The sequence below is a fragment of the Rhodovulum sp. PH10 genome (assembly GCF_000293785.1).
Taxonomy (GTDB): Bacteria; Pseudomonadota; Alphaproteobacteria; order Rhizobiales; family Xanthobacteraceae; genus Rhodoplanes.
Genome location: NZ_AKZI01000008.1, coordinates 15,238 through 39,840 on the forward strand (window position 1 = coordinate 15,238; position 24,603 = coordinate 39,840).

Annotated in this window: 20 protein-coding genes; 12 read left to right on the forward strand and 8 right to left on the reverse strand. The window is 70.6% G+C overall.

Annotation, left to right across the window (positions count from 1 at the left end; genetic code table 11):
* The first annotated feature begins 50 nt into the window (after positions 1–50).
* The 4 genes from ygfZ (at position 51) to A33M_RS01260 (ending at position 2,863) form a co-directional block, all read left to right on the forward strand.
* The gene (gene ygfZ, locus A33M_RS01245) at positions 51–923 is read left to right on the forward strand and encodes a CAF17-like 4Fe-4S cluster assembly/insertion protein YgfZ (protein WP_008382599.1); all 873 of its coding nucleotides are present in this window, start codon (positions 51–53) and stop codon (positions 921–923) included.
* Entirely contained in the window at positions 920–1,588 is a 669-nt protein-coding gene (locus tag A33M_RS01250) for a DNA-3-methyladenine glycosylase I (protein ID WP_008382600.1), read from the forward strand. Before ygfZ ends, A33M_RS01250 begins: the two co-directional genes overlap by 4 nt.
* A gap of 98 nt (positions 1,589–1,686) precedes the next feature.
* The gene (locus A33M_RS01255; protein ID WP_052026803.1) at positions 1,687–2,256 is read left to right on the forward strand and encodes a YfbR-like 5'-deoxynucleotidase; all 570 of its coding nucleotides are present in this window, start codon (positions 1,687–1,689) and stop codon (positions 2,254–2,256) included.
* Positions 2,257–2,356: 100 nt separating this feature from the next.
* Positions 2,357–2,863, forward strand: a complete 507-nt coding sequence (locus A33M_RS01260; RefSeq protein ID WP_008382602.1) for a tyrosine phosphatase family protein — start codon at positions 2,357–2,359, stop codon at positions 2,861–2,863.
* A gap of 51 nt (positions 2,864–2,914) precedes the next feature.
* Here A33M_RS01260 and A33M_RS01265 read toward each other — a convergent pair whose 3' ends face one another.
* The 3 genes from A33M_RS01265 to A33M_RS01275 form a co-directional block, all read right to left on the reverse strand.
* Entirely contained in the window at positions 2,915–3,454 is a 540-nt protein-coding gene (locus tag A33M_RS01265) for a hypothetical protein (protein ID WP_008382603.1), read from the reverse strand.
* Positions 3,455–3,559: 105 nt separating this feature from the next.
* A complete protein-coding gene (acuI, locus tag A33M_RS01270; RefSeq protein WP_008382604.1) occupies positions 3,560–4,549 on the reverse strand; it encodes an acrylyl-CoA reductase (NADPH) in 990 nt (329 codons plus the stop codon).
* 101 nt (positions 4,550–4,650) lie between these two features.
* Positions 4,651–5,913 carry an MFS transporter gene (locus tag A33M_RS01275; RefSeq protein WP_008382606.1) on the reverse strand — a complete coding sequence of 421 codons (1,263 nt, stop codon included), beginning with the start codon at positions 5,911–5,913 and terminating at the stop codon, positions 4,651–4,653.
* Positions 5,914–6,491: 578 nt separating this feature from the next.
* On the opposite strand from A33M_RS01275, the gene A33M_RS01280 reads away from it, so the two are divergent.
* On the forward strand, positions 6,492–7,400 hold the full coding sequence (locus A33M_RS01280) for a LysR family transcriptional regulator (protein WP_008382609.1): 909 nt from the start codon (positions 6,492–6,494) through the stop codon (positions 7,398–7,400).
* 44 nt (positions 7,401–7,444) lie between these two features.
* Here the strand turns inward: A33M_RS01280 and A33M_RS01285 are convergent, their stop codons facing one another.
* From A33M_RS01285 to A33M_RS01300, 3 genes are all read right to left on the reverse strand, one after another.
* Positions 7,445–9,226 (reverse strand): B12-binding domain-containing radical SAM protein, encoded by a 1,782-nt coding sequence (locus tag A33M_RS01285; RefSeq protein ID WP_008382610.1) that lies wholly within the window; start codon positions 9,224–9,226, stop codon positions 7,445–7,447.
* Between the two features lie 287 nt (positions 9,227–9,513).
* The gene (locus tag A33M_RS24535; protein ID WP_008382611.1) at positions 9,514–12,111 is read right to left on the reverse strand and encodes a cell wall hydrolase; all 2,598 of its coding nucleotides are present in this window, start codon (positions 12,109–12,111) and stop codon (positions 9,514–9,516) included.
* Between the two features lie 539 nt (positions 12,112–12,650).
* On the reverse strand, positions 12,651–13,670 hold the full coding sequence (locus tag A33M_RS01300) for a YihY/virulence factor BrkB family protein (RefSeq protein ID WP_008382612.1): 1,020 nt from the start codon (positions 13,668–13,670) through the stop codon (positions 12,651–12,653).
* Between the two features lie 208 nt (positions 13,671–13,878).
* On the opposite strand from A33M_RS01300, the gene A33M_RS01305 reads away from it, so the two are divergent.
* Together A33M_RS01305 and A33M_RS01310 are read left to right on the forward strand one after the other, a co-directional pair.
* On the forward strand, positions 13,879–15,549 hold the full coding sequence (locus A33M_RS01305; RefSeq protein WP_008382613.1) for an acyl-CoA dehydrogenase family protein: 1,671 nt from the start codon (positions 13,879–13,881) through the stop codon (positions 15,547–15,549).
* Positions 15,550–15,826: 277 nt separating this feature from the next.
* Positions 15,827–16,036, forward strand: a complete 210-nt coding sequence (locus A33M_RS01310; RefSeq protein WP_008382616.1) for a hypothetical protein — start codon at positions 15,827–15,829, stop codon at positions 16,034–16,036.
* 90 nt (positions 16,037–16,126) lie between these two features.
* On the opposite strand, the gene A33M_RS01315 is transcribed toward A33M_RS01310, so the two are convergent.
* On the reverse strand, positions 16,127–19,279 hold the full coding sequence (locus tag A33M_RS01315) for a bifunctional diguanylate cyclase/phosphodiesterase (RefSeq protein WP_008382618.1): 3,153 nt from the start codon (positions 19,277–19,279) through the stop codon (positions 16,127–16,129).
* A 353-nt stretch (positions 19,280–19,632) separates the two neighbouring features.
* On the opposite strand from A33M_RS01315, the gene A33M_RS01320 reads away from it, so the two are divergent.
* The 5 genes from A33M_RS01320 (at position 19,633) to A33M_RS01340 (ending at position 23,488) form a co-directional block, all read left to right on the forward strand.
* Positions 19,633–19,827, forward strand: a complete 195-nt coding sequence (locus A33M_RS01320) for a twin transmembrane helix small protein (protein WP_008382619.1) — start codon at positions 19,633–19,635, stop codon at positions 19,825–19,827.
* A 168-nt stretch (positions 19,828–19,995) separates the two neighbouring features.
* On the forward strand, positions 19,996–20,595 hold the full coding sequence (locus A33M_RS01325; protein WP_008382620.1) for a cob(I)yrinic acid a,c-diamide adenosyltransferase: 600 nt from the start codon (positions 19,996–19,998) through the stop codon (positions 20,593–20,595).
* A 167-nt stretch (positions 20,596–20,762) separates the two neighbouring features.
* The gene (locus A33M_RS01330) at positions 20,763–21,512 is read left to right on the forward strand and encodes an electron transfer flavoprotein subunit beta/FixA family protein (RefSeq protein WP_008382621.1); all 750 of its coding nucleotides are present in this window, start codon (positions 20,763–20,765) and stop codon (positions 21,510–21,512) included.
* A gap of 1 nt (position 21,513) precedes the next feature.
* Entirely contained in the window at positions 21,514–22,461 is a 948-nt protein-coding gene (locus A33M_RS01335) for an electron transfer flavoprotein subunit alpha/FixB family protein (protein WP_008382622.1), read from the forward strand.
* A 148-nt stretch (positions 22,462–22,609) separates the two neighbouring features.
* Positions 22,610–23,488 (forward strand): 3-hydroxybutyryl-CoA dehydrogenase, encoded by an 879-nt coding sequence (locus A33M_RS01340; RefSeq protein ID WP_008382623.1) that lies wholly within the window; start codon positions 22,610–22,612, stop codon positions 23,486–23,488.
* Positions 23,489–23,563: 75 nt separating this feature from the next.
* On the opposite strand, the gene A33M_RS01345 is transcribed toward A33M_RS01340, so the two are convergent.
* Complete coding sequence (locus A33M_RS01345) at positions 23,564–24,478, reverse strand: DMT family transporter (RefSeq protein WP_040618833.1); 915 nt, start codon at positions 24,476–24,478, stop codon at positions 23,564–23,566.
* Positions 24,479–24,603: the final 125 nt, after the last annotated feature.

Sequence of the window (24,603 nt, forward strand, 5' to 3'; positions counted from 1 at the left end):
GGGGCGGCGCGGCACGACCTACCTTCGGGTCCGACAGGATCGAGACCCCCATGCAGACTGCACGCCTCCCCGACCGCGGTGTCGTGAAAGTTTCCGGTGACGACGCGCGCGCCTTCCTCCACGGCCTTCTCACCACCGACATCGCCGGCATGGAGCCGGCGACGCCACGCTTTGCCGCGCTGCTGACGCCGCAAGGAAAGATCGTCACCGACATGCTGGTGGTCGATGCGCCGGGCGAGGGCGGCTTCCTCCTCGACGTGCCGCGCGACACCGTGGCGGCGCTGTGCGCGAAGCTGAAGATTTACAAGCTGCGCGCAAAAGTGACGGTCGAGGACCGCTCGGAGGCGCTGGCGGTGCTGGCGATCTGGGACGGCACGCCGGATCCGGCGGCGATCGAAGGCATCGTGTTCCCCGACCCGCGGTTGCCGGGGCTCGGGTCTCGGGCGATCGTCTCGGCGGACGAGGCGGCGGCCGACACGGGCGACGTCGCGGCCTACGAGGCGCTGCGGATCGAGCTGGGCGTGCCGCGGGGCGGGCTCGATTTCGCCTATGGCGACACCTTTCCGCACGAGGCCGACATGGACCAGCTCGCCGGCGTCGACTTCAAGAAGGGGTGCTATGTCGGCCAGGAGGTGGTGTCGCGCATGCAGCACCGCGGCACCACGCGCACCCGTGTGGTGCCGGTGGCGCTCGTTGGCGGCGAAGCGCCCGATCCCGGCACGCCGGTGACGGCGGGCGAGCTGTCGGTCGGCACGATGGGCGGGTCGGCGGGTGGGCAGGGGCTCGCGCTGCTGCGGCTCGACCGGGTGGCCGATGCGCTCGCCGCCGGCACGCCGCTCGTCGCCGGCGACGCCACGCTGGCCCCGCAAAAGCCGGCCTGGGCGAGCTTTCCGTGGCCCGGCGAGGTTTTGGCCGCCCGATGAGCGTCGCTCCGCCCCACGCCACGCCGCACGAGGAACGCCACCGCTGCCCGTGGCCGACCCAGGACCCGCTCTATCTCGCCTATCACGACACGGAATGGGGCGTGCCCGAGCACGACGACCGCGCGCTCTACGAAAAGCTGGTGCTCGACGGCTTTCAGGCCGGGCTCGCCTGGATCACGATTCTGCGCAAGCGCGAGCATTTTCGCGAGGCGTTCGACGGCTTCGCGCCGGAAAAAATCGCGCGCTACGACGCGGCAAAAGTCGCGGCGCTGATGAACGACGCCGGGATCGTGCGCAACCGCGCAAAGATCGAGGGGGCGGTGAAGTCGGCGCAGGCGTGGCTTTCGGTGATGGAAAGCGGCCCCGGCTTTTCCGCGCTGCTTTGGGACTTCGTCGACGGCCGCCCGAAAATCAACCATTTCTCCAGCGGCGCCGAGGTGCCGGCCGAGACGCCGCTGTCGCGCGCGATGTCGAAGGACTTGGCGAGCCGCGGCTTCAAGTTCTGCGGGCCGACCATCGTCTATGCGTTCATGCAGGCGGTCGGGATGGTGAACGACCATCTCGTCTCGTGCTATCGCCATGCCGAGCTGTCGCCGCGCCCGCCCTCGGCGACCCCGGTGGCCAGCCCGGGGGAGAGCCCCCTCCGTCGCAAGCGAAAAGCCTGAGTTCCGTGCCCGCGAAAACCGAACCCGCCGAGACGGCGCCGAACAAGCCCCGTACCCGTTCCGAATCCGTGCCGCCCGAGGCGCGCGCCTGGCAGCGCATGCTGTCGGGGCGCAGGCTCGATCTGCTCGACCCGTCGCCGCTCGACGTCGAGGTCGAGGACATCGCCCACGGGCTCGCCCGGGTCGCCCGCTGGAACGGCCAGACGCGCGGCGAGCACATCTTCTCCGTCGCCCAGCACACGCTCTTGGTGGAGGAGATCGCGCGGCGGCGCTGCGGGGCGGTCGACCGGCGGCTCGGGCTCGCGGCGATGCTGCACGACGCCCCCGAATACGTGATCGGCGACATGATCTCGCCGTTCAAGGCGGTGATGGGCGGCGCCTACAAGGCGGTGGAGAAGCGGCTTCTCACCGCGATCCATCTGCGCTTCGGCCTGCCGGCCGAGCTGCCGGAGGAGGCGGTGCGGATCGTCAAGGACGCCGACCGCGGCGCGGCCTTTCTGGAGGCCACCCGCCTCGCCGGCTTCGGCGAGACGGAGGCCAGAAAATTCTTCGGCACACCGCCCGGCCTGCCGGCGCGGGTGGAGAAGGATTTTCTCGAGCCGTGGCCGGCCTCGCAGGCCGAGCGGCGCTTTCTCGAGCGGTTTGCGAAGCTCGACGCGGCGTCCTGACCGGGCCGGGTGCCCGTGCGAGGCACTTGCACGAAGCTGCCATATCGCTGCGCTATCCCGTGGGTCCGAACGAGAAGCCGGAAGGCCACGGAGACACGCCATGATTCACGTCTGCTCGCTGGAACGCTTGCCGGAGACGGTGCGCGCCACCGGCGCCCGCTCGGTCGTCACCCTGCTCGGCGACGAGGCGCTGGTGCAGCGCCCGGCCGAGATCCTGCCCGAGCACCACCTGCATCTCGAGATGCACGACATCTGCGCGCCGTGCGACGGCCGCATCTGCCCGCAGGAGCACCATGTCGAGCGGCTGATCTCGTTCGTGCGCGCCTGGGACCGGGCGGCGCCGATCGTCGTGCACTGCTATGCCGGCATCAGCCGCTCGACCGCGGCGGCCTTCGTCACCGCCTGCACGCTGGCGCCCGAGCGCGACGAGCACACGATCGCCCGCGCGCTGCGCGACGCCTCGCCGACCGCGTTTCCGAATGCGCTGATCGTCTCGCTCGCCGACCGCTTGCTCGGGCGCGAGGGCCGGATGATCGCCGCCGTGGAGGCGATCGCGCCGCACACGCCGTGCGTCTCGGCGCTGCCGTTCCGGCTCGGCCTGGCGTGACTCGTGCTCGCCTGACGAGACGGCGCCGCCGCCGGCGGAACCGGTCGCCCGTCAGTCCTCGGTGCGCATCACCGCCGAGCGCAGCGGCGGGCGCTCGCCGGTCGCCTCGACTTTCGTCGGGCGCAGGCCGAGCGGCTGCTTGGCGTCGCGGTGCTCGCCGCCACGCTCGCGCTCGTCGCCGCTGCGGGTCACGCGGCTGCGCGGGTTGCGGCGAACGAAGTCGCAATAGGCGAAGCCGAGGCCCGACAGCGAGCCGCGGAAGCTGCGGGAGCTGGTCTGGTCCACCACGAAGCACGGCCGGAACAGCAGCCCGCGCACCGAGGCACAGATCGAGGTCGAGCTGACCTGCACCGTGCCGGCCGGCAGCGCGACGAAGCGCGGCGCGCGACCGGGCGGCTGCATGGTGCCGACCACCGAGCCGTCCGAGAAGATCCGGCCCATCCCTTGGGTGCCCTCGAAGCACTGGTACGAGAACAGCTTGCCGGCCACGAACCGACGCGCCGCGTCGGGCTCGAGCGGGTCCGCCGCGGCCGGGCCGAGCCCGGTCACCGCGAGCAGAAGCGGCATGATGGACAGAAGGCGGACACGCATCTCGGACCCCGTATCGGATGGCTTCCGGTCATAGCCGCTTCTGGCGGGCTCGACCATACTCGGCGCGATCTTGCCCCCGAGTTCGTCGCTAAAGTCTGAACGCGTTTACCCGATCTTGACCACGATTCGGCCCCGCACCCGTCCCTCGACGATCCGCCGGCCCGCCTCGATTACGTCAGCGAGTTCAATCTCTTCGGTCATCTTGGCCAATTTTTGCCGATCGAGGTCGCGATCGAGCCTCGCCCACGCTTCCCGGCGCAGGTGTTGCGGGCACATCACAGAATCGACCCCGAGCAGCGCAACCCCGCGGAGAATGAACGGCGCGACGCTCGCCGGCAAGTCCATGCCGCCGGCCAGCCCGCAGCAGGCGACCGCCCCGCCATAGCGGGTCATCGACAGGACATTGGCGAGGGTGGTCGAGCCGACCGTGTCGATACCGGCCGCCCAGCGCTCCTTGGCGAGCGGGCGCACCGGCCCGGTCAGCTCCTGCCGCTCGACGATCTCGCTGGCGCCGAGCTCCTTCAGATAGCCCGCCTCCTCGCTCGCCCGCCCGGTCGAGGCGATCACCGTGTAGCCGAGCTTTGCCAGGATCGAGATCGCCACCGACCCGACGCCGCCGGCCGCCCCCGTCACCACCACCGGGCCGCGCTCCGGCGTCACCCCGTGGCGCTCCAGCGCCAGCACGGTCAGCATCGCGGTGTAGCCGGCGGTGCCGATCGCCATCGCGTCGCGCGCCTGCATGCCGGCGGGCAGCGGCACCAGCCAGTCGCCCTTCACCCGCGCCTTCTCGGCGAACGCGCCGAGATGCGTCTCGCCGCAGCCCCAGCCGTTGAGGATCACCTTGTCGCCGGGCGCCCAGTCCGGATGGGTCGAGGTCTCCACCGTGCCGGCGGCGTCGATGCCGGCGATCATCGGGAAGCGGCGCACCACCGGCGCCTTGCCGGTGACGGCGAGACCGTCCTTGTAGTTGAGGGTCGACCATTCGACGCGCAGCGTGACGTCGCCCTCCATCAGCTCGCTCTCGTCGAAGTCCGACAGCGCCGCGGTCTGTCCGTCCTCGCCCTTGCGGATCACGATCGCCTTGAAGCTCGCCATATCTGCCCCCTCCGGCGGAGATCCCGGCTCCGCCCGTCGCGCGAAGCTTAAGCAGCGCGCGGCGGCCGGCACAAGGGTGGCGGACGGGAGGGGCGGAGGCGTCAGGCCCGCGCCTCGGCGACCCGGGCGACCGGCTTTTCCACGATCGGCACATTGATGAGTGCGGACAGCACGCCGAACAGCACCGACAGCCACCACACGACGTCGTAGGAGCCGGTGCGCTCGAAGGCGATGCCGCCGATCCACACGCCGAGAAATCCGCCGACCTGGTGGCTGAAGAAGGCGAAGCCGAACAGCGTCGCGAACCAGCGCGTGCCGAACATCAGAAGCACCAGGCCCGAGGTCGGCGGCACGGTGGAGAGCCACAACAGGCCCATCACCGCGCCGAAGGCGAGGGTGGCGGTGGGCGAGGCCGGCATCGAGACGAACACCGCGATGGCGACCGCCCGGGTGAAATAATTGGCGACCAGAAGCCAGCGCTTCGGCATCCGCCCGGCCGCCCAGCCGGAGGCGAGCGAGCCGAAGATGTTGAACAGCCCGATCACCGCCAGCGTCCAGCCGCCGACCTCGGCCGACAGCCCGCGGTCCATCAGATAGGCCGGCATGTGCACGGTGATGAAGGCGAGCTGAAAACCGCAGGTGAAGAAGCCGAGCACCAGGAGCACGTAGGAGCGATGGCCGAACGCCTCCGCCATCGCCGATCTCAGCGACTGCGCGGGTGCGAGGTCGGGGGCGGGCGTGAGCGGCGTCGCGACCGAGGGGTCGCTGCGCGGGCTCGCCAGCGCGACCGACAGCGGCACCACGAGCAGCATCACCGCGCCGAACAGCACGAGCGTGGTCTGCCAGCCGAGCGCGCCGTCGAGCGCGACCGCGAGCGGCGAGAACAGGAACTGGCCGAACGAGCCGGCCGCCGTGCCGGCGCCGAACGACAGCGACCGCCATTCCGCCGGCAACAGCTTGCCGAACGCCGAGATCACCAGATTGAACGAGGAGCCCGACAGGCCGAGCCCGATCAGGAGGCCGGCGGTGAGATCGAGCTGAACCGCCGAGGTGGAATAGGCCATCAGCGCGAGGCCGGCGGCATAGAGGAGCGCGCCGACCGTCATCACCCGCACGATGCCGAACCGGTCGGCGACCGCGCCGGCGAACGGCTGGCCGATGCCCCACAAAAGGTTCTGGATCGCGAAGGCGAAGCCGAACACGTCGCGGCCCCAGCCGTTCTCGGTCGACATCGGGGTGAGGAAGAGGCCGAGCGCCGAGCGCGGGCCGAACGCCAGAACGGCGATCGCGCAGCCACAGATCACGATCACGAGCGGCGTGCGCCAGGGCAGGGCGGCCCCGCCCGGTCCGGTGGTCGCGGTCATGGACAAACCTCCTCGGTGCCTCGTCGCGCCCATCGGGAGTTTTACGGGGGCAGGGCGCGTTGATCGTTCATAGCAGATCACCTATCATGAAAAAAATGAAACATCCTGATGATGAAGATGCGCGATCGGAATGATTCGCGGCCGACGGTGTTTTTGCCCGCAGTGTTCGGGTGTTGGCCGAATGCACCCCTCGCCGGGCTCGGACGTCGCCTCGCTCCGTCCTCGCCACCCTCTCCCGCAAGGGGAGAGGGTGCGAAGCCGTGCCGCTCGGCCTAGGCTCTCTTCACCTCGGCCCGCTGGCACGACCGCGTGCGTGGATGGATCGCCAAAGGTCGGGGTGTTCCAATGAGAACGGCGAAAGTCACCAGGGTCTCGGCCGTCATCGCCGGGCTCGACCCGGCGATCCATCGAGACGAATACAAAATGACTTTCTCGATTTTGATGGATGCGCGGGTCGAGCCCGCGCATGACGGACGCATGCGCTCGAGTTCACATGCGGATCTCCCGCCCCGCCAGCGGGGAGAGGGAGCGCCGGCGCGGTGCATCCCCGCCTCGCCACCCGAGCGGGGGCGCGCCCCATGAACCTCGAGGACGTCCGCGCCTTCGTCGCGGTGATCGACAGCGGCTCGATCGGCCACGCCGCGCGTCGCCTCGCGCTCACCCAGCCGGCCGTCTCCCGCCGCATCCAGCGGCTCGAGGAGGTGTTGGGGGTCACCCTGCTCGACCGTGATTCCAAGCCGGCCAAGGCGACACGGGCGGGCGAGGCCGCCTATCGGCGCTGCGTCGCCGTGCTGCGCGCCGCCGATGCGCTCGCCCGCGACAGCAGAAGCGCGACCGCCGCCGGCCCGCTGCGGGTGGGCCTCACGCTCGCGCTGTCGGAAGCGGTGCTCGCCCCGGCGATCGAGGCGGTGCGTACCCGCTGCCCGGCGGTCGCGCTGCGGCTCACCACGGAATGCAGCGGCGCGCTGCGCCGCCAGCTCGCCGACGGCCAGCTCGATGCCGCGGTGGTGATGGCCAAGAACGACCGTCCGCTCGACGGCCCGCATGCAAAAAAGCTCGGCACCGAGCGGGTATTGGTGGTGGTGCCCAAGGACAGCCCGCTGGAAGACCGGGTCGGCGTCGCCGCGCTCGCCGGCCAAACCTTCGTGATCAATCCGGACGGCTGCGGCTTCCGCGCCCAGCTCGACCGCGCGCTCGCCGTCCACGGCGCGGCGGTGGAGGTGATGGCGGAGACTTGGGGGGCGAGCCTGCAGCTCGCGCTGATCGCCCGCGGGCTCGGCATCGGGCTGATCCCGGAAGGGATTCTCGCCGCCTCGCCGTGGCGCGACGCGGTGCGGGTGGTGACGGTGGAGGATTTCTCGCCGGGCCTCGACGCCTGGATGCTGACGGCCGGCCCGCTCGGTCCGTTCGAGGCGGCGGTCGAGGCGATCGCCGGCTCGGCGCGGGCGTTTCTCACCGAAAACTTGGCGACCGCGGAGCCGGCCTGAGCGGGCGGCGGCCGACGCTGCCGCCTCGCCTCGCGCGTCCGCCCTCACGCGTCGGCGGGCTGCTCCACCCCGGCCGGCGCCTTTGCCGGTGCCGGCGCTTTCGCGGGCCGCTCGCGGCTGCCGGTGCCCTTGGCGAACAGCTCCAGCGTCTCGGTCTCGTCGTCGGTCACCGGCGTCATCGCGATGTCGGTGTAGGGCCGTTCGGCCTGCTCCGTCTTGACGCGGCGGCGCATCGCGTCGATCGCCAGCCAATGTTTCGCCAGCGCGACGTGCTTCGTCGCGAACTCCCACAAAAGCTTCGGATAGAACGACCACACCGGCTCGATCGGCAGCCCCGGCCGCCGGTCCTTCCGGTATTTCAGCCGGAACGCGCCGAACTGCAGCGGGTGCAGCTTCTCCACCGGGAACGCCACCGAGAAGGCGAACAGCACCGCCTGCAATCGTGACAAGCCCATGCCGGCCGCCGCCGCGCGCCGCATGATGGTCAGCTTGTGCTCGTCCGTATAATAAGCGGCCCAGGCGGCGCGATAGATCGCCTCCCACTCCGCCTGCGTCATCCGCGGGTGTGCCGTCACGACGTGCTCGAGGTCGTACTTGTTCATGTCGGGGTCCATGACCGTTCCGGCCTTCCACAGCGTCTTGTGATCCTCCGAGCCCGGCAGCGGCGTCAGGCAGAAGAACTCGAGAATGTCGAGCGGCAGCTCGCGCTTGAGAATCTCGATGTCCTCGCGGATCGAGGCCGGCGTGTCGCCGGGGAAGCCCAGAATGTAGCCGGCATAGGTGATCACGCCCGCATGCTTCCACGCGAGCAGCATTTTTCGGTACTCGGTGATCTTGTTCTGCCGCTTGTTGGCGGCCTTCAGGTTCGCCGGATTGATGTTCTCGAGCCCGATGAACACGCGCGTCACGCCGGCGCGCCGCGCCTTCTCGACGAACCCCTCGATCTTGTGACACAGCGTGTCGACCTGGATGATCAGGCGCACGTCGATGCCGTCCTGCTCGCGGATCTTTATGATCCGGTCGAAGATCGGCTCCCAGTCCTTGTTGCGCGCGAAATTGTCGTCGGTGATGAAGAAGCGGCGGATGCCGTCGGCCCAGTGGCGCTTGATCAAAGCCTCGATGTCGTCCGGCGAGCGGCGCCGCGATTTTCGGCCCTGCACGTTGATGATGGTGCAGAACGAGCACTGGAACGGGCATCCGCGGCCGGCATCGAAGCTCGCGTGATTGTCGTAGACCCGCGTCACCACCTCGCGCGGCAGATACGGCACCGGCGCCGCCTCGATATCCGGCAGGTCGTTCATGTGATCGTAGATCGGCTTCAGGTCGCGCGCGGCGGCGTCGCGCAGCACCGCCTCGAAGCGGCCCTCCGCCTCGCCGGCGAACAGCGAGCAGCCGAGCGCCAGCGCCTCCTTCAGGTCGGCCGGCATCTCCGGGAGCATCGCGAGCAGGCCGGAGACGTGGAAGCCGCCGATCACCACCGGCACGCCGGCGGCGCGCAGCGGCCGCACGATGTCCATGGTGCGTGGAAACTGGTTCGACTGCACGCCGACCATGCCGACCATGCCGAACCCGCCATGGCGGGCGATCAGCCCGGCGATCTCGTCCGGCCGCACACGCGTGTTGGTCTCGTCGATCGCGGTGATGTCGATCTCGACGTCGGCGCCGAGCACCTCACGCGCCGCCGCCTCGCGGGCGAGCGAATAGACGCAGGCGAGCGAGTTCGCCGGGATCGCCGAGCGGCGCCACTGAATGACGTAGCCGTCGTCGTCGTAGTGCGACGGCTTGATCAGCACGAGCTGGAACCGGCGCTTCGCGTCCCCCGCCATATCGGCAGCCCCCCGTTCTGGAGTGGTCGTCGGTATTTGTACTCAAGGCGGATAACGCGAGAAAATGCAAGCCACAACGCACCGGCGCGCGCCGGCCTGCCCGAAAAACGCGATGTGGAGGAGGTTTGGACCGATGGCGACAGGGTTCGGCCTCGTCCGGAGGAGCACTCCGCAGGAGTGCGTCTCGAAGGACGAGGGCACGGACGTAGGTCGAACCTGGGCCTCATCCTTCGAGACGCCGGCGGAGCCTGCCCTCGGGATGAGGTGATAGTTTCCCGCCGCCGGCGTCAGAGCTTCTCGGCGGGCGCGATGATCGCGGCGGAGCCCCAGGAGGGCTCGTCGGCGCCGTCGCCCCAGCGGCGCGGCCGATAAAAGGTGTGCACGCCGATGCGGTCGAGCTTGTGCATCGTCCGCACCCACCACGGATGCACCCAATAGGCGTGATAATGGGTCGCCTTGCCCACGTCGTTCAGCCAGTGGCGGCCGTCGAGCGTCTCGGTGGCGAGTTTTTGCGCGCGCGCCCAGGCGTCCGGCTCGTTGATCACCTCCTTGTGCCCGTCACAGGCGAAGGTAAACTGGCAGGCGAGATGGCGCTCGGCGTTCTGATAGACCACGCCGCACACGTCGTTCGGATAGTAGCGCGAGAAGACGCGGTTCATCACCACCTGGGCGACCGCGATCTGGCCGCGCTCGGACTCGCCGCGCGCCTCGAAATAGATCGCATCGGCGAGGCACTTCTCCGCCTTGGCGCGCTCGTCGCCGGCGAGGCCGAGGCGCTGCGCCGGACTGAGCAAAATGCCGGGCATCACCACGCCCTTGTGGGCGACGGTCTCGCCGCCGGTCTCCGGGTCGAGCGAGGCGAGGCGCGGCTTTGCACGCGGGACGGCAGGCGTCGCCGAGAGATCGGACGAGGGCTCGCCCATCGCCACCGGACCGGGCGACCAGGGCTGCAGCGCATCGGTGCCGGACAACGGCTCGGCGCCGAAATAGAGGCGGGAGGTGGTGAGCGCCGGGTTCTTTTGCGCGTCGGCCTCGGCGGCCGGCTCGCCGGATGCGGCCGGATCGGCGGAAGCGGACGGACCGGCCAGCTCCGCCTTCGGCGTGATCGCCACCGGGATCGGCAGGTCGGGCGATGCGCTCGCCAGCACGATCGGCCGCATTGCCGTCGGGGTTTCGGCGGACGCGGCCTGGGCCGGTGCGGTCTCGGCCGGGCTGGTCTCGACCGGTGCGGACGGAGCCGTCGCCTCGGCGACCGCCTTCGTCGGCGCGGCCGCCTTCGCCGACGCTGCAGCCGGAGAAGCGCCGGCGGGAGAGACGGCATCGCCTGCCACGGGCGCCTTCGCCGGCGCCTCGGTGGCCACCGAAATCTCGGTCGGTGTTTCGGACGGCGCGGCCGTCGTCACCGCCAGGGCATTTTTCGCGGTCTCGGCAGGGGCGGGGGCGGCAACGGTTTTTTCCGTCGTCGTCGCTTCGGCCGGGGTTTTCGTGGCCGTCTCGGCACTCTTGGCGATGACCGCCTCGGCGGCCTTCACCGGGGTCGGCTCGGCGGGTGTCGCTGCGGCCTTCTCGGCCGGCGCCGCGGCGTCCGCGATCATCACCGGCGCGTCGTCGGCCTCGGTGCTTTCGCTCGCCGCCTCGGACGCGTTCGGCGACACCGCTGCCGCGGTCGCGGGCTTTTGGGCGGTCGCTTCGGTCTTGCCGGCCTCGAGCTTGCCGGTCTCGAGCTTGGCCGTCTCGGCTTTCGCCACGATGACGGGCTTCGAACTGGCCGCCGGCGCGGACCCCGGCTGCGGCGGAATGTTGGCGAGCGACGGCGCGTTGGTGGCGGTCGGCTCGGGCGACAGGCTCGTCGGCACCGGCGGGGCGCTCGGCTCCGGCGCGCCGAGCCAGGCCATCGAGCCCATGGAGAATGCTTCCGGCGGCGGCGCCGGCACGGTGATCTCGGCCTTTTTCGCGGGCGCCGGGGTCGCGGCCTCGGCGGCCTGCCGGGCCGCCTCGGCGGCGGCGGCTTGCTGCTCGGGCAGCACGCGCGGCCAGCCGATCTGCCGCTCGGCCTTTTGCGGCACGGTGGCCGGAGATCGGGCGGCCGGCGACTGGGCGGCCGGAGATTCGGCGGTGGCGCTCGCGGCCGGAGCGACTGCCGCCTGTGGCGGTGTCTCCGGTGCGGCCATGGGGGCGACGGCCGGGGCGACGGCCGGGGCGACGGCCGGGGCGACGGCCGGGGCGACGGCCGGGGCGGCCGCTTCGGGGGCCGGCGCCGGTGCCGGCGCGAGCGCCGCCATCTGGGCGGGCGCTTCGCCGGTGGCCGGGGCTTTTGCGGCCGGTGTCTCGGCGGCCGGTGTCTCGGCGGCCGGTGTCTCGGCGGCAGCCGTGTCGGGGCCGACCGGCGCCTGCCCCTGCGGCGCGGTCATCTCCTCGGCGAGCGCGCGCTCGGCCTCCAGCGCCTGCTTTGCGCGCGCCTCGGCGACGGCGCGCGGCACCAGCCGGTTGCCCTTGCGGGTGCGGTTGACGAGGTCGCGGTCGAGCTCGGGCGCCCGCGTCGACAGGTCGAACAGCGCCCGCGTGGCGGTCGAGCCGGTGGTCTCGCCGATGTCGAGGCTCGCGACGTCGAGGCTCGCCAGCTTGAAGCCGGTGGGCTCGGGAATGTCGGTGCCGACCGGGGTCGGGAAGGTGAAGGTCGCGGTGTGCAGCAGGCCGAGCGCCGACGGCGAGCGCGGCCCGGGCTCGCGCCAATGATCGCCGACCGACGAGCGCTCGGCGATCAGCGAGGCGAGATCCTGGTAGCCGATCGGCACCGGAATGACGGTGAAGGTGAGCATGGCGAAGCCGAACGGAGCCGTCGCCGCCAGCGCCTTCTCGCGCAATGACCGCAGCCGCGATCCCACTGAGCCGTCCCCCTCCCCCGCGCCCTCCGTCCCGCGTCCGTTCGGGTTTTCCGAAAAGACCGGTCGTATGTCGGTGGGCGCCTTTGCAACAGGTCAACCATGCTGCGACGGCACGGTTAACGTCGACTGAACGAGACGAGCCGCGCACGTCGAGGCGCTCGCGCTCGACGCGCGTTCGGTGCCGCCGCGCGTACGCGACGTCGGTTCGAAATGGCGTTGCTGCTTGCTGGAAGCCCCGTCCGGGGATCCCGTCCAGGAACCCCGTCCAGGAACCCCGCTGCCCGGTCGCGGATGGCGCGACGCGACCGATCGCTCGGCCCGTCGCCGCCATCGCGCCCTGGCACCCCCACACCCCCGTGTGATCGGTAGCAAGTCGATGGCGCAGATCACTAACCAGAAACAAGGCGGCATCTTGGCGGCGCGGGCGAGTGGCGCGTCGGGCCATCGCGCCGCGTGTGCCCGGCGACGGGAAACGCCCGTGGCAGAGGCACTTCTCGGCGCATGCCGAGATGTGCGTTACGTACTCGTCCAGATGACGATCAGGATTCCGCCCGGCCGCCGGAGGGGTCGCGCAGGGCTCCACCGTGGGTCGCAGGGCCGCCGGATTCGGCCGTCGCCGGCGTCCTCGCGGGCTCCGTCGCGGATGCGGCCTCGTGCGTGCGGGCCTCCCGCTCGGCCGCCTCGCGGGTGGCTCGCTCGGCCCGGGCGATCCTCTCGGCTTCCGCCTTGCGCCGCTTGATGATCGCCTGGTTGAGCGAGGCGCCGAACAGGAACATCGCCGCGGTCCAGTACAGGAAGACGAGCGCGATCATCGCCGAGGCGAGCCCGGCATACATGGTCACATAGGCGCTGGCGAAGCTCGCGAGATAGCGGCCGAAGGCGACGCCGAGCACGATCCACAGGGCGAGCGTCGCCGCCGCGCCCGGCAGCACGTCGCGCAGCCGCCGCCGGCCGGCCGGCAGCCATTTGTGGATCATCACCAGCGCGACCACCAGCACGATGGTGGCGATGGTGAAGCGGGCGAGGGTGAGCGAGAAGGCGAACTGCCGCAGCTCGGGAAACCACACCACCAGCGCGTTGTAGGTCAAAGGCGCCAGCACGATGAAGAAGGCGAGCGCGATCATGCCGATCGCGCCGAGCAGCACGTAGCCGATCGACTCGATGCGCAGCATCCACCACGGCCGGCTCTCGACCACCTCGTAGGAGCGGTTGAGGCCGATCCGCAGGCTCTCGACGCCGCTCGACGAGAAGTACACCGCGAGCGCCGCGCCGATCGTCAGGATGCCACCGTGCGCGGTGGTGAGGACGCTCTCGATCTCGCTCGAGATCGGCCCCGACACCTCGCGCGGCCACGCCTCGAGCAGCAAGAGCGCCACCTGGTCGGACAAATCCTTGGTGCCCAGGAAGCCGGTCAGCGCGGTGACGAAGATCAGGAACGGAAACAGCGACATCAGCGCCGACAGCGCGATGTGGCTGGCGACCGCCCAGCCGTCGTCGCGGTTGAAGGCGAGGAAGGCGTCGGCGGCGACCCGGGCGGCGAAGGCGAGGCGGTGCGGCATGGAGCGGGAACCCGTTTCTCGCCTCGGCGGGGGGTCTCACCGGCTCCAATTGGGCCGTGCGGTGCCGTTCGGCAAGCGAGATTTCCCTCTCCACGCAGATGCGAAAAGATGCAATCATGGGACGTCAGGTCGATTTTGGATCATCCGGGCGGCGTGGGGCGAGACCTCGCGGCGTGCCGGATGTCACTGTGTTTTCTCGGAGATTCGCATGTCCTTGGCCGCCCCCCGCTCGGATTCCGCGCCTCGTCTCGAAACCCTCGCCCAAACCGCTGCCGACGCGCTCGACGTCGTGCTGGCGAGCGCGATCGAATCGGTCCGCGGCCGGCTCGGCGGCGGCTCGGGCGCGCGCGGGCAGGACCGCGAGCAGCGTGCCACCCACGGCCTCGCCTGGCTCGCCACCTATGCCGAGGCGGTGCGACAGCTCGCCGCCTACACCGCCCGCATGACCGAGGCCGGCAAGCTCGGCGAGATCGAGGATTTGGTGGTGCGCATCGGCCTCGGCGAGTACCTCGCCCAGGTGGCCGGCGGCATCCCGATGAGCCAGAACGAGTTCGTCCGGCCCGCCGATCTCGGCCTCGACACCGCCGAGGTGCTGAAGAAGCTGTCGCCCTCGCTCGACGCGCTGGCGGGCTGCGGCAACACGCCGGAGAACCGCGCGCGCCTCGTCGCGCTGATGCGCGAGCACCATGGCGCCACCGTCGGCGATTGCGGCCTCGAGGACACCTACGAGCAGATCCGCGACGAGATGCGCAAGTTCGCCGACCAGGAGGTGGTGCCGCACGCGCACGGCTGGCACCGGGCGAACAGCTACATCCCGATGGAGACCATCCGCCAGATGGCCGAGCTCGGCGTGTTCGGCCTGACGCTGCCGGAGGAGTACGGCGGCATGGGGCTCGGCAAGGAGTCGATGTGCGTCGTCTCCGAGGAGCTTTCGCGCGGATATATCGGGGTCGGGTCGCTCGGCACCCGCTCGGAGATCGCCGCCGAGCTGATTCTGGGCGGCGGCACCGACGAGCAGAAGAGCCACTGGCTGCCCAAGATCGCCTCGGGCGAGATCCTGCCGACGGCGGTGTTCACCGAGCCCAACACCGGCTCCGACCTCGCCTCGCTGCGCACCCGCGCGGTGCGCGAGGGCGACGTCTACAAGGTCTCCGGCAACAAGACCTGGATCACCCATCCGGTGCGTGCCGACCTGATGACGCTGCTCGTGCGCACCAACCCCAAGGACGCCGGCTATCAGGGCCTCTCGATGCTGCTCGCCGAGAAGCCGCGGGGCGACGACGCCAACCCGTTCCCGGCGAACGGCATGTCCGGCACCGAGATCGAGGTGCTCGGCTATCGTGGCATGAAGGAGTACGAGATCGCCTTCGACGATTTCGAGGTGCCGGCGGCAAACCTTCTCGGCGGCGTCGAGGGGCAGGGCTTCAAGCAGCTGATGCAAACCTTCGAGGCGGCCCGCATCCAGACCGCCGCGCGCGCGATCGGTGTCGCCCAGGCGGCGATGGAGGAGGCGCTCGCCTACGCCGAGACGCGGGTGCAGTTCGGCCAGCCGATCGTCGTCTTCCCGCGCGTCGCCGACAAGATCGCGATGATGGCGGCCGAGATCATGATCGCCCGCCAGATCACCTATTTCGCCGCCAAGGAGAAGGACGCCGGCAAGCGCTGCGACCTCGAGGCCGGCATGGCGAAGCTCTTGGCCGCCCGCGTCGCCTGGGCGTCGGCCGACAACGCCGTGCAGATCCACGGCGGCAACGGTTTTGCGCTCGAATACCGCGTCTCGCGGCTGCTCTGCGACGCCCGCATCCTCAACATCTTCGAGGGGGCGGCCGAGATCCAGGCGCAAGTCATCGCCCGCCGGCTGCTCGACAAGCGGAACTGATGCCGAAGGCGCCCGCGTTCGACCTCGTCCGGAGGGGCACTCCGAAGGAGTGGGCTCGACGGACGAGGCCGTGGTCTCCCGCCGTCGGTACGAGCTTTTTCGCGCCACGGGGAGAGGGGGCGCCGCCGCTCCGGCCGGCGCCGGCCGGGGGGCTGCGGCGTGCCGGGCGCAGAAATCCGGGTCGCGCTTCCGCCACCGACTCGTGCTAAGAGCGCGCCCTCATCGGTGGGGGCCGCGGGACAACCGCGGCCGGGAACCAGCACGAAGAAGGGACGAGATGGCGTCGAAGCAGGAAATGCGCGAGGAAGCCGAGCGCCTGGTCCGGGAGGCGCTGGAGCGCAAGAGCGTCACCATCAAGCACGGGGCGACCCGGATCGAGGCCACGTGCGGCAAGTGCGGCGCCAAGAACCGCGTCTCGGCCGAGAAGGGCGAGACCCGCGTGCGCTACAAGTGCAAGGAATGCGGCCACGAGCAGGTGACGCTGTAGCGGCCGGCCGCGCCGGCTCGCCGGCTCACAGGATCGTCGGTTCCCGGGCTCGGGTTGCCGGCGTCCCGGCCCGGCAAGCAGGCCGGGCCGTCACGCCGCGGCCGATTCCGTCGCCGCGAGAATGGCGGCCACCTCGCTCGCCGGCACCGCCCGCCCGAACAGGAAGCCCTGGCCTTCGTCGCAGCCGAGCGAGCGCAGCACCTCGCGCTGGCCGGGCGTCTCGATGCCCTCGGCGATGGTCGTCATGCGCAGGCCGGCGGCGAGCTCGGTGATGCCGCGGGTGATGGTGAGGCAGTCGTGGCTGCCCGGCAGCTCGCTGACGAACGAGCGGTCGATCTTGATCTTGTCGAACGGGAAGCGGCGCAGATAGCCGAGCGAGGAATAGCCGGTCCCGAAATCGTCCATCGCGACCTTGACGCCGAGGTCGCGCAGCGCGTGCAGCGTGGCGAGGTTGGAGGCGTTGTCCTCGAGCAGCACGGTCTCGGTGATCTCGAGCTCCAGCCGTGCCGCCGAAAGCCCGCTCGTCGCCAGCGCCGCGCGCACCGTCTCGACGATGTCGCCGGTGCGGAACTGCACGGGCGACAGGTTGATGGCGATCTTCACCCGCTCCGGCCAGGTCACCGCGTCGGCGCAGGCCTGCATCAGCACCCATTCGCCGAGCGGCACGATCAGCCCGATCTTTTCGGCGAGCGGCACGAACTCGGCCGGCGACACCGGCCCGTGCTCGGGATGGTGCCAGCGCAGCAGCGCCTCGAAGCCCGACACGCTGTCGTCGGCGAGGTCGACCCAGGGCTGGTAGTGCACGGCGAAGTCGCGCCGCTCGAACGCCGCCCGCAGATGCGTCTCCAGCGCGTGGCGCGCCTTCAGCTCGGCGTCCATCTCGGGGGCGAAGAAGCAGTGGCCGCTGCGTCCGCGTGATTTCGCGCGATAAAGCGCCATGTCGGCGTGGTTGAGCAGGTCGTCGAGGTCGCACGAGCCGTCGAAGGTGGTGGCGATGCCGACGCTCGGCGTCACCGTGATCTCGTGCCCCTCGACCATGTAGGGGGCGCTGATGACGGCGACCAGGCGGCTGGCGAGCGCGCTCGCGTCCTCGCGCGAGCGGATGCCGTCCTGGATCACCGCGAACTCGTCGCCGCCGAGCCGGGCCGGGGTGTCCTCCTCGCGCACGCAGCCGCTCACCCGGCGGGCCACCAGCTTGAGGAGCTGGTCGCCGATCGGGTGGCCGAGCGTGTCGTTGACGTCCTTGAAGCCGTCGAGGTCGATGCAGATCAGCGCGGTCCCCTCGTCCGGGTCGCGCGAGCGGTCGAGCGCCCGCTGCAGCCGGGCGCGGAACAGCGTGCGGTTGGCGAGGTCGGTGAGCGCGTCGTAATGGGCGAGGTGGCGGATGCGCGCCTCGTCGTGCCACTTCTCGGTGATGTCGATCAGCGCGGCGAGCTTGGCCGGGTGGCCCTGATAGTCGAGCAGCCGGGTATAGGCGGTGATCAGCACCTCGTTGCCGTCGGCCCGGCGGTGGCGCCACACGCGGTCGCCGCGGGCGGGCTCGTCGGAGCGCGCCACCTTGCTCGCCTCCTGGTGGTCGACCGGGTCGCGGATGTCGAGCACGCTCATCGTCAGGAACGTCTCGCGGTCGTAGCCGTAATGCTCGACCGCGGCGTCGTTGATGGCGAGGAAGCGCAGGGTCTCGCGGTCGAACACCCACATCGGCACCGGGTTGGCGTCGAACAGCAGCCGGAACGACTCCTCCCGCCGCTTCGATTCGGTGATGTCGACCCGGATGCCCATCGAGCCGCCGTCGGCGGTGCGGCGCTCCTCGATGCGCACCCAGCGGCCGTCGGCGAGCTGCTGCTCGTGGTGGCTCGCCTCGGCGTGGAAGCGCGCGAGACGCTCGGCGATCCACTCCTCCTCGCGCCCGCGCGCGGACGGGATAAGGTCGGCCTTCACCCGGGCGCGCAGCCGCTCCTCGAAGGTGTAGCCCGGAAACACCGCCTCCGGGCTTCCCTCGTAGATCTCGTCGTAGCGCCGGTTCCACAGGACGAAGCGGTCCTCGGCGTCGAAGAAGGCGAGCCCGACCGGCACCGTCTCCAGGGCGTCGAGCAGGCGGGCGTGGGCGACATGGGCCTCGGCGGTGGCCTTTTCGGCGGCGGCGCGGGCGGCCGACAGCGCCTCCTCGCGCTTCCCGCGCTCGTCGAGCAGGGCATCGAGCGAGCGCGACAAGGACTCGATCTCGGCGTACCCCTCGACCCGCGGCAGCGAGACGGCGCGCGAGCGCCGCGCCGCCTCGGCGCCGGCGGTGAGCACCTCCAGCGGCCACACGATCCGCCGCGCCATCGCGATGCCGGTGACGACCGCCAAGAACAGCGCCGCGGCGATCACCAGCATGCCGCGCACGATCCGCGTCTCGACCGGCGCCAGCACCTCCGCCCGGTCGAGGCCGACCGCCACCCGGGCACCGGTCTCCGGGATCTGGACGAAGCCGTAGATGCGGCGCGGCCCGTCGAGCGTCGCGGTGTCGGCCCAGCCATCGGTCCGCCGCAGCATCTCCTGCAGCAGCTCGCTGTCGCCGTTGAACCGGCCGATGCGCTCGGCGCGCTCGGGAAAGCGGGCCATCAGGATGCCGGCGGCGTCGGTCAGCCAGAAGGTGACCTTGCCGTCGGCCCCGAGGTCCTCGACCAGCCGATTGAACCAGCTCATCTTCAGGGTGACGGCGACCAGCCCGGTGACGGTGTCCTCGGGACCGAGCAGCGGCAGCACGGCGACGTTCACCGGCACGCCGGTCACCCGGTTGACGAGGAAATCGCTGACCACGAAGCGGTGCTCGGCGATCGCGCGGGTGACGTAGGGGCGGTCCGACAGGTCGACGTCGAGGCCGCCGGGGGTGGTGGTGCACACCACCCGGCCGGACGGGTCGATCACCCAGAAGCCGTCGGCCCATGGGCGGTTCTCGCCGGCGCGGTCGAGGAAGCGGGCGCACGTCTGCGGCGAGCCGCCGGTCACCTCGGGGGCGAGCGCCGCCATCTCGAGCACCGTGCGGGCCTCGACCACGATCTCCCGATAGCGCCCGGCGGTGCGCCGCGCGAGCGTCTCGACCCGCCGCCCGGCGCTGTCGATCGCTTCGCCGCGCTCGTGCAGCAGCGCCGCCGCGAGGGTGCCGATCAACGGCGTCAGGGCCACCAGGATCAAGCCGAGCAGCCGGATGCGGATGCCTGCGAACAGGCCGGCCGGCCGTGATCTCTCGTTGGTCATGCCCGAGCCACTCCCATTGGAGTACCATCGGGGCACCACGGTCACGGTCTCCTTAATTTCGGCAGCTGCGCTCTCGTAAATGCGTATTAGGCTTTACGAGGTGTTCGCGCGCTTCGAACGAACACGCGAAACTTGCATCGATCGAATGGCTTGCGGGATTTTTTCGCGCAATGATCCCCGGCTCGGGACGAGCATGCCGGGCGGCCGGGGAGGGGCGCGATACCCTTTCGGTGCGCACTCCGGCGGGCGGCGCCGTTCACCGCCGCGGCCGTCGGTGGTGGCCGCCGGCCGCTCGCGGCGGCGGCCGGTGGTGGCGGGCTGACAGGCGGCTGCCACCGATGATAAGGAAGTGCATGGCTCAGACGCTCGGCGTGTATGTCGTTCCCTTGGCGATCGCTGCCGTCGCCGTGGTGCTCGTGCTCGGCCTCGCCAACATGCTGCGCGGCGGGCCGCCGTCGCGCTCGCAGACGCTGATGCGCTGGCGGGTGATCCTGCAACTCCTCGCCATCGTGGTCATCATGCTGACCATTTGGGCGATGGGCGGCTGACGCCGGAGGCGCCGGGAGCAGGCGGGCCGGGCCGGGTCGGGCCGCTTTCCGGCGGGCCGCAGGCCGATCGGCCGGATCCGACGTTTCGCGCCGACACGCCCGCTTGCGGCGATCCTTCCAGGCATTAATCTCGGTGTCGGCAAAACCCCCGAAAAATCCGGAAGGCTCATGGTCGTTCTCACCCGCATCTACACCCGCTCCGGCGACGACGGCACCACCGCGCTCGGCACCGGCGAGCGCCGCAAGAAGCACGATCGCCGCATCGCCGCCTACGGCACGGTCGACGAGACCAATGCGGCGCTCGGCCTCGCCCGCCTGCACACCGGCCCGGCCGGCGAGGAGGACACCGGCGACCTCGACGCCATGCTGGCGCGCATCCAGAACGACCTGTTCGACCTCGGCGCCGAGCTGTGCGTGCCGGCGACCGCCAAGGGCAAGGGGCCGGACGGCGCCCGGCTGACCTTGACGCCCGCCCAGGTCGAGCGCCTGGAGCGGGAGATCGACACGCTGAACGCCGACCTCTCGCCGCTGCGCTCGTTCGTGCTGCCGGGCGGGACGGCGGCCGCCGCCCATCTCCACCTCGCCCGCACGGTGTGCCGGCGGGCCGAGCGGCTGATGGCGGAGCTGGCCGAGCAGCCGGACGAGGAGGTGTCCTCCGTGGCGCTGCAATACGTCAACCGGTTGTCGGACTTTCTGTTCGTCGCGGCACGCTGGGCCAATGCGCGGGGCGGCGGCGACGTGTTGTGGGCGCCCGGCCAGAACCGCTGATCTTCGCTCGACTATTCTCGACTGTTCTCGACTGTGCCGCCGCGCCCCGGCGCGGCCGCACGACCCGGAGCGGGTGCCTTCCTTTCGTGCTGCACTGCAGTTCCGCTCGCGTTGACAGTGCCGGTACCGGGCCATAGTTTGCCGCGCTGCCGTGGGGAGTGAACACCATGAAGGTTCTTGTCACCGTCAAGCGGGTGGTCGACTACAACGTCAAAGTCCGCGTCAAGTCGGACGGCTCCGGAGTCGAGCTCGCCAACGTCAAGATGTCGATGAATCCCTTCGACGAGATCGCCGTCGAGGAGGCCATTCGTCTCAAGGAAGCCGGCAAGGCGACCGAGATCGTCGCCGTGTCGATCGGTCCGGCGCAGGCCGCCGAGACCATCCGCACCGCGCTCGCCATGGGGGCCGACCGCGGCCTCCTGGTGAAGGCCGACGGCGTGGTCGAGCCGCTGGCGGTCGCCAAGATCCTGGCGAAAGTCGTCGACGAGGAGAAGCCCGGCCTGGTCATCATGGGCAAGCAGGCGATCGACGACGACTGCAACCAGACCGGCCAGATGCTGGCGGCATTGCTCGGCTGGCCGCAGGGCACCTTCGCCTCCAAGCTCGAGATGTCGGACGAGGGGGAAGTGGTCACCCGCGAGGTCGACGGCGGCTTCCAGACCGTCGCGCTGAAGGGCCCGGCGATCGTCACCACCGACCTGCGCCTCAACGAGCCGCGCTACGCCTCGCTGCCCAACATCATGAAGGCCAAGAAGAAGCCGATCGCCGAGAAGAGCCCGGCCGATTACGGGGTCGAGATCGCGCCGCGCCTCGAGGTGCTGAAGACCGTCGAGCCGGCGACGCGCAAGGCGGGCGTCAAGGTGGGCTCGGTCGCCGAGCTGGTCGCGAAGCTGAAAGACGAAGCCGGAGTGCTGTGAGATGGCGACCCTTCTGGTTGCGGAACACGTCGACGGGGTCCTCAAGGACGCCACCGCCAAGGCCTTGACCGCCGCGCGCGCGCTCGGTGCGGAGGTTCACGTGCTGGTCGCCGGCACCCATGCGGGGACCGCCGCCGCCACCGCGGCGAAGCTCGACGGCGTCGCCAAGGTCTTGGTCACCGAGGAGCCGATCTATCAGCATCTCCTCGCCGAGCCGACCGCGGCGCTGCTGGTCGCGCTCGCGCCCGGCTACGACGCGCTGGTCGCGCCGGCCACCACCACCGGCAAGAACGTCATGCCGCGGGTCGCCGCGCTGCTCGACGTCATGCAGATCTCGGAGATCATCGAGGTGGTCGCGCCCGACACCTTCCAGCGGCTGATCTATGCCGGCAGCGCCGTCCAGACGGTGAAGTCGCGCGACGCCAAGAAGGTGATCACCGTGCGCATCTCGTCGTTCCAGGCGACCGGCGAGGGCGGAGCGGCTGCGCCGATCGAGCCGGTGACGGCTGCCGCCGATCCCGGCCTGTCGCGCTTCGTCGGCGAGGAGCTCGCCGTCTCCGAGCGGCCCGAGCTGACCTCGGCGCGGATCGTCGTGTCGGGCGGCCGGGCGGTGCAGAGCCGCGAGAATTTCGCCAAGTACATCGAGCCGGTGGCCGACAAGCTCGGCGCCGCGGTCGGTGCCTCGCGTGCGGCGGTCGATGCCGGCTACGCCCCCAACGACTGGCAGGTCGGCCAGACCGGCAAGGTGGTGGCGCCCGAGCTCTACGTCGCCTGCGGCATCTCGGGAGCGATCCAGCATCTCGCCGGAATGAAGGACTCCAAGGTGATCGTCGCCATCAACAAGGACGAGGAGGCACCGATCTTCCAGGTCGCCGACTACGGCCTGGTCGGCGACATCTTCAAGGTGTTGCCGGAGCTGACCGACGAGCTCGCCAAGGCCGGCAAGTAGCGGCGTGTCGACCGGCCGGCCGGCATCGGCGACGACCCGTCACGGCCGTGGCGGGGGAACGAGACTGGCGATATAAGAATCGGGCCGGTCTCCGGCTCCCCGCGCGCGGCGTGCGGGGACGCCGGGGCGACGCCCTCGGATGGGACACATGACGAGCATCAACAAGGTCGGCGTGATCGGGGCCGGGCAGATGGGCAGCGGCATCGCCCATGTCTGCGCGCTGTCGGGTTTCGACGTCGTGCTCAACGACGTCACCGAGGACCGGATCAAGGCGGGGCTCGCCACCATCAACGGCAACATGGCCCGGCAGGTGCGGCGCAACCGCATCTCCGAGGACCAGCGCCAGGCCGCGCTCTCCCGCATCGTCCCGGCGACCGCCTATGACGGCTTCGGCGACTGCGACCTGGTGATCGAGGCGGCCACCGAGAAGGAGGACGTCAAGCGCAAGATCTACGTCCAGCTCTGCCCGATGCTGCGGCCGGACGCGCTGATCGGCTCCAACACCTCCTCGATCTCGATCACGCGGCTCGCCGCCGCCACCGACCGGCCCGAGCGCTTCATCGGGATTCATTTCATGAATCCGGTGCCGCTGATGGAGCTGGTCGAGCTGATCCGCGGCATCGCCACCGACGACACCACGTTCGATTCGGCGCGCAATTTCTGCAACCGGCTCGGCAAGACGGTGGCGACCTCGGAGGACTTTCCGGCCTTCATCGTCAACCGCGTGCTGATGCCGATGATCAACGAGGCGATCTACACGCTGTACGAGGGGGTCGGCACCGTCGAGGCGATCGACACCGCGATGCGGCTCGGCGCCAACCATCCGATGGGCCCGCTGCAGCTCGCCGACTTCATCGGCCTCGACACCTGCCTGTCGGTGATGCAGGTGCTGCACGAGGGGCTCGCCGACACCAAGTACCGGCCGTGCCCGCTATTGGTGAAATACGTCGAGGCCGGTTGGCTCGGGCGGAAAACCCAGCGCGGCTTTTACGACTATCGCGGCGAGAAGCCGATCCCGACCCGCTGATTTCGCGCTGTCGACGGACGGCGCCTGCGTGCCGTCCCTGCGATCCCTCTCGGGCGAGCCCGCGGGCGCGGCCGCTCAGCGCGTGCCGCCTCTGAAGAGACGCCGGACCAGCCGGCCGTCGATCGCGACCAGCCCGGCGGCGATGCCGAGCATTCCGGCGATCTGGTAGGATTCGAGCCGCTCGCCGAGCAGCACGGCGCCGAGCAGCACCGCGCTCACCGGCGCGAGGAAGGTCACCAAGAGCGCGTTGGTGGCGCCGGCCCGCGCCAGGATGCGGAAATACATCACATAAGCGAGCGCGGTGGACACCGCGCCGAGCGCGAGCACCGCCGCAGTGGCGCCGAGCGACGGCACCGGCAGCGTCCACGGCCGGTCGATCAGCAGCGCCGGGCCGGCGAGCAGCAGGCTCGCCGCCAGCGTCTGCCCGCCGGCGATGCCGTCCGGCGCGATCGTGCGGTAGCGGCGCGTGTAGACGGCGCCGAGCGCGTAGCAGGCCGACGCCGCGAGGCACGCCGTCTCCGCCAAAATCTCGCCGCCGAGCCCCTCGACCGCGGTCGGGCCGACCATCACCGCGACGCCGGCGATGCCGAGCAGCAGGCCGACGGTGCGGGCCGGGGTGATGCGGTCGTCGTGGGTGAACAGGTGGGCGAGCACGATCGCGAACAGCGGCGTCGTGGTGTTGAGGATCGCCGCGATGCCGCTGCCGATGCGGGTTTGGCTCCAGGCGATCAGCGCATAGGGCGCGGCGTTGCTGAGCAGGCCCATCACCAGGAACGCCAGCCAGTGGCGCGGCAGGCCGCGCCGCACCGTCGCGCCGCACAAGGCGAGCAGGATCGGCGCGGCGATCGCCACCCGCACCAACGCGATGGTCAGCGGCGGCACCTCGGCGACGGCGATCTTGGCGAAGAAGTAGGAGCCGCCCCACAGCGTCGACAGGGCGATCAGCATCACCCAGTCGAGCGGCGACATGGTCAGGGGAGTTGCGCGCATCGGCTCTTCATACGGGGTTTGCGGCGGCGCGTCGCCGGGCGTGACGCACGGTTCTGGCGGGCGGTGCGTATTCCGCCGGGCCGCGCCGGGCGATGGTGACGAAGGATTCACCTTGCGCGCAAGAC